This is a genomic window from SAR324 cluster bacterium (assembly GCA_029245725.1).
In the GTDB taxonomy this organism is placed as follows: domain Bacteria; phylum SAR324; class SAR324; order SAR324; family NAC60-12; genus JCVI-SCAAA005.
In genome coordinates this window covers 1-7059 of the sequence record JAQWOT010000137.1, presented here as the reverse complement: position 1 = coordinate 7059, position 7059 = coordinate 1, and the positions used below count along the sequence as shown (strand labels likewise).

The 7059-nt window shown below is 48.5% G+C and carries 8 protein-coding genes and 1 pseudogene; 7 read left to right on the top strand and 2 right to left on the bottom strand.

The window, feature by feature from the left end; translation table 11 throughout:
• The 7 genes and pseudogenes from P8O70_06270 to P8O70_06240 all read left to right on the top strand — a co-directional run.
• Positions 1 to 232, top strand: a 232-nt coding sequence (locus P8O70_06270) for an L-rhamnose mutarotase (GenBank protein MDG2196479.1), incomplete at its 5' end; no start/stop codon positions are given.
• Positions 222 to 884: an RraA family protein gene (locus P8O70_06265; protein MDG2196478.1), complete on the top strand. Its 663-nt coding sequence runs from the start codon at positions 222 to 224 to the stop codon at positions 882 to 884. The genes P8O70_06270 and P8O70_06265, both read left to right, overlap by 11 nt.
• Positions 871 to 1992, top strand: a complete 1122-nt coding sequence (locus P8O70_06260; protein MDG2196477.1) for an enolase C-terminal domain-like protein — start codon at positions 871 to 873, stop codon at positions 1990 to 1992. Before P8O70_06265 ends, P8O70_06260 begins: the two co-directional genes overlap by 14 nt.
• Positions 1992 to 2132: a hypothetical protein gene (locus P8O70_06255; GenBank protein MDG2196476.1), complete on the top strand. Its 141-nt coding sequence runs from the start codon at positions 1992 to 1994 to the stop codon at positions 2130 to 2132. The genes P8O70_06260 and P8O70_06255 overlap by 1 nt, the downstream gene beginning before the upstream one ends.
• Positions 2133 to 2327: 195 nt before the next feature.
• Positions 2328 to 3538, top strand: a pseudogene (locus P8O70_06250) (UxaA family hydrolase).
• Between the two features lie 14 nt (positions 3539 to 3552).
• Complete coding sequence (locus P8O70_06245; GenBank protein MDG2196475.1) at positions 3553 to 4449, top strand: amidohydrolase family protein; 897 nt, start codon at positions 3553 to 3555, stop codon at positions 4447 to 4449.
• Between the two features lie 15 nt (positions 4450 to 4464).
• The gene (locus tag P8O70_06240) at positions 4465 to 5562 is read left to right on the top strand and encodes a Zn-dependent alcohol dehydrogenase (GenBank protein ID MDG2196474.1); all 1098 of its coding nucleotides are present in this window, start codon (positions 4465 to 4467) and stop codon (positions 5560 to 5562) included.
• Here P8O70_06240 and P8O70_06235 read toward each other — a convergent pair whose 3' ends face one another.
• Positions 5563 to 6555, bottom strand: a complete 993-nt coding sequence (locus P8O70_06235) for an alpha/beta fold hydrolase (GenBank protein ID MDG2196473.1) — start codon at positions 6553 to 6555, stop codon at positions 5563 to 5565.
• Between the two features lie 56 nt (positions 6556 to 6611).
• Positions 6612 to 7059: enolase C-terminal domain-like protein (locus P8O70_06230; GenBank protein MDG2196472.1), on the bottom strand; the 448-nt coding region annotated here is incomplete at its 5' end.

The following is a 7059-nucleotide window of genomic DNA, read 5'->3' as shown; positions in this document are numbered from 1 at the left end:
AGAGAGCAACATCCGCAACTACAGTATCTGGCTACATGAGGGAGAGCAGCGACTCTTTGGTTATTGGGAGTATCACGGAGATGACTTTGCAGCCGACATGCAGAAGATGGCCGATGCTCCGATCACCAAGAAGTGGTGGGCTGTCTGTAAGCCCTGTCAAGCACCAGTGGAGACCCGTAAGGAGGGAGAACATTGGTCCATGATGGAGGAGGTGTTTTATCATGACGCTTGATGAACAGGAATCGCTCAGCCTGAGGCTGGAGCAGTGCTACAGTGGAGTTCTGCATGATGTGATGCGGACTCGTGGGATGAGTAGCTTCACTTTGCCACCAGAACTGCGACCTATTCTGCCTGAAAGACCGATGGCAGGGCCAGCCTTCACAATCTCCGGACGTCCATGTCCTGGCGTTGAGCCGCACGAGACGCTGGTAGCTTGGACTGGACTCTTGTCGAAAGCTAAATCTGGACATATTTGGATTAGTCAACCCAATGACCACACTGTCGCACATATGGGAGAGCTTTCTGGAGAAACCCTGCTGCTGAAGGGACTGAGAGGAGTCGTTACCGATGGCTTCATCAGAGATACAGACTTTCTGATGAAGATGGGATTTCAGGTTTGGGGTAGAGGGTTTACTCCAAGAGACATTGTTGGTTATTGGATGCCCTTTGAGGTTGATACCCCTATCTGCATTGGTGAGGTAGAGATTCATCCGGGAGACTTTATCATGGGGGACCGGGACGGCTGCCTGGTTATCCCGGAGAAGGATTGTGAAGAGATCACAAAACAAGCTGAAGAATCGATTGCAACTGAAAATCTAATCCGCAAAGCGATCCTCAATGGTGTCGATCCACAGGAAGCCTATCTGAAATATGGAATGTTCTAGACTCGAAATCCGTGACATTGAAATCCGAGCCTGCAGCAGTGATGCTCAACTGGCTGAGGGTTCCTTGCGAAGTAACAGCTCCGGGGCACTACAATTCCTGTTTCTGACTGTTGTCACACAAGAGGGTCTGCAGGCCTCTTGTTTTGGTTTTGCAGGAAAAAATGCGCTTGCTACTGCAGAAATGATCTCAACATCACTCAAGCCTTTCTTCATCGGCAGAAGCGCATTGGATCGAGAGAAGGCATGGCACGAATTCAGAACTGCGGATCGGTGGTGGCACCATCTGCCATTCTGGGCATATGGGCCCTTTGATTCTCTCTGCTGGATACTCTGTGCCCAAGCTGCAAATCAACCACTTTATCGTTACCTTGGGGGCTACCGAGACACTGTTCCAGTTTACCTGAGTTCGCTTGTTCACGATTCTCCTGAACAGTTTGCTGTGGAAGCCCTGTCAACTAAAAATCAGGGATTCCATGGTTACAAGCTGCACCCAAAGGGTCAGGATCTCCGGCAAGACCGAGAGGCACATGGATTGGTGAGGGAGGCTACTGGGCCGGATTTCGTGCTCATGTCTGACCCTGTAGCCAGTATGAATCTTGAGGAGGCCATTCGCTTCGGTAGATTTCTCGAAACTCAAGATTATTACTGGTTGGAAGAACCACTCTGGGACGAGAACTTCCATAGCTTAAGAGAATTGACAAGAGTGCTTGAGATCCCAGTTGTGGGCTGTGAGGTGCTCAACAAACACCCCTACAGTGTAGCTGAATGCATCTCGCGTCGTGTTGTCGACAGAGTCAGAGCTGACATCTCCTGGACTGGAGGAGTCACGGGGACAATGAAGACAGCAAGACTTGCTGAGGCCTTTGGAGTCAATTGTGAAGTACATACCTCCATTTTTCACGGGCTGGATCTTGTCAACCTGCACTGTATCGGAGCTATGCGAAATTGTGATTTTTTTGAACTCCTTACCCCAATGGAACCATTTTGTTTTGGCTTAGCCGAGCCAATCAACATCAAGAATGGACAGGCACATCTCCCTCAGGGACCCGGACTTGGGATCTCATTTGATTTGGATCAGATTGAAAATATGACCCTAAAGGTGTTCTGATGCTCTCAACAATTAATGAGAACAAACTCCGTTCTGTACTTCACCTAGCTCCTGAGAACAACGTCATTGTTGCCTGTCGAAATCTTGAAGCTGGAGAAATTCTGGAGTTGGAGGGGGCACAAAAAGATTTTGCTCCATAAGCAGATTCCCATTGGCCACAAGGTGGCACTAGTTGCGATCAAAGCTTCAGAAAAGATTATAAAATTCGGAGTTCCAATTAGTTCTGCAACCACAGAAATACCCTCTGGGGACCATGTGCATACTCAAAATATGAAATCTGATTACATCCCCACCCATACCCATGATTTTTCTCGTAGAGAGTTAGAGAACACATGATGAATGATGAGTTCAAGGGTTACCGACGTTCAGATGGCAAAATAGATATCCGTAACGTCATCGTTGTGGCCTATCTTGTTGAATACGCACATCATGTCGCCAGGGAAATTCAGTGGCCATTCCGTGAAAGGGATGTGCATCCGATTGGATTCCCAGGGTGCTATCCGAATGATTACTCTCAGCGAATGATGTGTTCGCTTTGCACGCACCCAAATGTTGGTGCTGTCCTACTGATTTCACTCGGCTGCGAGGGATCCAATCGGTTCGGCCTTGAAAAGCATATCAGAGAAAGCGATCGCCCTGTCAGAACACTTGTGATTCAGGAGAATGAGGGAACTCGGCAGACAATTACTCGAGGCAGGAGATGGGTGGAAGAAATTATTGAAAAAACACCAAATCGTCCAAAGGAGTGTGCATCGCTAGGCGAACTTGTAGTCGGAACGATCTGTGGAGGATCCGATGGCACCAGTGGGATCACCGCTAACCCTGCAGTGGGAAGTGCCTTTGACGAACTTGTCTCGCAAGGAGCTACCTGCATTTTTGAAGAGACTGGTGAGTTGATCGGCTGTGAAGAACACATGCAGACTCGGGCTATCAGTTCAGATTTGGGATTGGAAATCCAGAGATCCATGGAGAAGGCAGCACTCTACTACAGCACCCTAGGCTACGGAAGTTTTGCACCTGGTAATGCTGACGGTGGTCTCTCTAGTGTGGAGGAAAATCCTTGGGAGCCTATGCCAAATCTGGACATAGTAAAATTCATGGGCTCCTGAAACCAGGAGACCAGCCTTCCAAAGGAGGTCTCTATCTTTTGGATGTGGTCTCTGATGGCGAAGTGCGTTTTGGTTTCCCAAATATCAACAACAATGCAGAAATCGCTGAACTGATCGCCTGTGGCTCTCATTTGATTCTTTTTACTACCGGTGGAGGTTCTGTAGTTGGTTCCGCCATCTCGCCAGTGATCAAGGTTTGTGCAAACCCTGAAACTTTTCAACAATTGCAGGATGATATGTATATTGATTCAGGGCGAATCCTGTACGGCAAAGCTGAACCTAGTGAAATTGGTGAAGAGATTGTTCAAAAAGTTTTGGAGACTGCCCAGGGACAGCGCACCAAATCAGAAACACTGCTCCACCAGGAATTCATCATGACCTACAAGTCATTCAGTCCACTCGGTCCAGCCTGTCTGCCATTTTCCCAACACTCCTAAAATCAGAGGTTGACATGATTCCAATTATCGACACTCATCAACACCTATGGGACCTTGATAAGCTCTCACTATCCTGGGTCAAGGGGCTTGAGTTGATGAATCGGAGCTATCTGATGTCCGATTATCTCAAGGCTGCAGAGGGAACTGGTATCGAAAAAACAGTTTACATGGAGGTAAATGTTGATCCTGAGTGCATGGCTTTGGAGGTTGAGCAAATGACTGAACACTGCCTCTCCCCAGAGACGCCTATGCAGGCTATGGTAATTGCACTCGATCCAATGGCAGCGGACTTCAAGGATAATCTTAAGCTAAAGGCAGCAAATCCCCATGTAAGAGGAGTACGAAGTGTTCTGCATATTCCTCAGACCGGCCCTGGTTATTGTCTCCAGGAAGATTTTATTTCGGGTGTTACAGAGCTTGGCCGCAGTGGTCTGATCTTTGACATCTGTATCAGACCAGCAGATCTCCCTGATGCCGTGAAATTAGTTATGTCTACACCAGAAACAACCTTTGTGATCGACCATTGTGGCAATGCTGACCCTCACATTGTCAACGGAGACACTGATCCAGGTAGTGAGCCGACTGACAATCCATTTTGGCATACGGCTCAGGGCTGGAAAGATCAAATGTCCGAGCTTGCTGGCTCTCCGAACACAATCTGCAAAATCTCAGGGATCGTAGCACGGGCTCAGGCAGGCTGGAACGCAGACACTTTGGCACCTACCATCAATCACTGCCTTGAGGTTTTTGGATCAGAGCGAGTCGTTTTTGGGGGCGACTGGCCAGTTTGTCTCTTCGGAACTCAACTTTTGACTTGGGTGGGAGCTTTTAGAGAGATCATTGGCAAGCATAGCTCCGAAGTTCAAAGGCGAGTGATGAATCAAAATGCTCAAAGAATCTACAACATTTGAGCGCAGCTTTATTTTATGGAGTTTCAGGCTGCAGTTCTCCACAAGCCAGGTGAACAACTGCGAGTTGAGTCGGTTCAACTCCAGGAACTGGGTTCTACTGAAGTATTGATCCAGCTCAAGGCTTCTGGACTGTGTCATACCGATTTGGAGATCATCAACGGTGATCTCCATTGGCCCATGCCTGTTGTTTTAGGGCATGAAGGTTCTGGTGAAGTCGTAGAAATCGGGACTGAGGTCACACAAGTCTCAGTTGGGGATCGAATTGTTTGTTCTTGGACGCCGGCCTGTGGGGGTTGCTATTTTTGTTCGCAAGATCAACCCATCCTGTGCCATCAGCTTACAACAAACAACCCCCGAGGATTAACTTTTTGCGGTGAAAGAAAATTAACTCTATCCGATGGGTCACCGCTGCATCATTTCTCGGTAATTTCATCACATGCGGAATTTTGCGTCATTGATGAAAAAGCTGCCGTTAGAATTCCTGATTGTATTCCGTGGGCAGAGGCCTGCATTTTGGGCTGTGGGGTAATGACGGGCTACGGTGCTGTTAGAAACGTAGCCCAAGTGCGCCCAGGAGATTCTGTGGGAGTCTTTGGATGTGGAGCCGTGGGCCTCAATGTCCTCAAGGCTGCAGAGTTGTCCGGAGCAACTCAAGTGATTGGTGTTGACCCAGTAACTGTCAGGCGGCAAAGAGCCCTATCCTTTGGCGCAACCCATGTGTTTTCTCCAGAAGACGCAATTCCAGAAATAAGCAACCTTACCGAAGGCAGAGGTGTTGATCACCTGTTTGAAGCCGCAGGAGTTAGGCATACGCTACAAAGCTCCTGGGATGCAGTGCGTAATGGAGGCAAGCTTATCGTCCTGGGGAAAATGCCAGTTGAAGAGCAAATTAATGTGCGCTGGGGTTCGATGATGGGTGATAAGCTTTTTGTTCGATCAAGCTATGGAGCAGCTCACCCACATAGGGATTTCCCTGCACTGGTAGAGCTCTACCGCAGCGGAAAATATGCTCTGGGTCAACTGATCGACCAAAGAATCTCACTTTCCGAAATAAATGAGGGCTTTGCCATGATGCGCAAAGGAGAAAACATCCGCACAGTGATTGAATTCTGATTAATCGGAGAGAAAATCTGATATTACCCGATTGAGAAAGTCTGCGTCCTCAGCTCTCCTGTCACTTGCAGCGGCATGACCTAGAAAAGATGGAATTTCACGGTAGAGACCGTTACTCAAGAGCGCAGCGGACTTACGGGCTTCTTCAGTTGGATTGTAGAGATCCCCTGGGGCTCCAATGATTAGTGCTGGGATCTCAATGGAGTGAAGGACCTCCTCTGCTGAGAGCCTGTTTTCGGTATCGGCCAGATCGTGTGCATCATAGGCAAAGGTCTGCCAAACCCAGTCTCGTGGATCTATTTTGCGGTTTTGTGCTTGCAGTTGAAAGTCTCGCAATAATTCCCCTGCGTCCTTAAAGCTTGGAATACTTCTTTGAACAGACTCAGGAGTCCCTGGAATGATTCCCATCATTAAACCACCCCACATTCTCCAGATTTCTTCACGAACAAATCCCCTCTGCCAGTTTGGATCGCTCATTAAAATTTCCCGAGAAAGGGCATTTGCTAGCTGAGACCAAGCTGAGGTTCTTGCTTGGGGTGTCATTGCCACAACTCTCTTCACTGCATCTCGATGACTTGCAGTCCATTGAAGGGCTTGCATGCCGCCCATAGATGCGCCGATCACACAATAGAGCTCCTGGAGGCCCAACACCTCCAGGAGCCTGTGCTGAGATGCAATCATGTCCTTAAGAGTGAATCTTGGAAACTTGATTCCTGGTTGCTCTCGACTATTGCTGGGCGATGAAGACCATCCATTACCAAGAGCATCCGTAGCAATAATACAATACTGATCAGGGTCTAGGGCACATCCTGGTCCCATCAGAAATTCTAGTCGGCGGTGATTACCTGCAATCGAAGCACAACATAAAACTGCTCTGCCTTCCTTGAGAGGTTTTTTGCCAATGATTGCTGCAGAAACAAACGCATTTCGAATGACCTCTCCCGACTCCAGTTGCAGGTCCCCGATACTATACTTAGTTGGTTTCAGTATCATGTAGGTCGCTCCGTGCCATTCAATTCAAGAGGAGGTCATCAGGTTCATCAGAACGCTCAAGCCAGAAAAGTCACTCCACCCGAGGACTCCCTACCTTGCCAGATCTTTCCTGCTGGATAGGAGTGTTCACGGACAAAGTCATCTTTCATCTCCAAGCCCCATCCGAGCTGACTTGGGAGAACATAGGCGCCCTGATGCATCCGCACTGGGTTTAGAAACACATCCTCTTGCAAAAAGTTCAGGTATTCCACCACCTGGCCAGCTGAGTTTCCTGAGACGGCAATTTGATCCCAGATCGCATAGTGCTGGATCATGTTGCACAAGCCAATTCCTCCACCATGCGGGCAAACAGGAACACAGTATTTTGCTGCCAATAAAATCACGGCCATCACATCATTCACCCCAGAGAGCCTGGTTGCATCAATCTGACAGAACTGAATCACTCCCTGCTGGAGGAACTGCTTGAAAATCACTGGAGAAGGCACCTGCTCCCCGCAAGCCAGG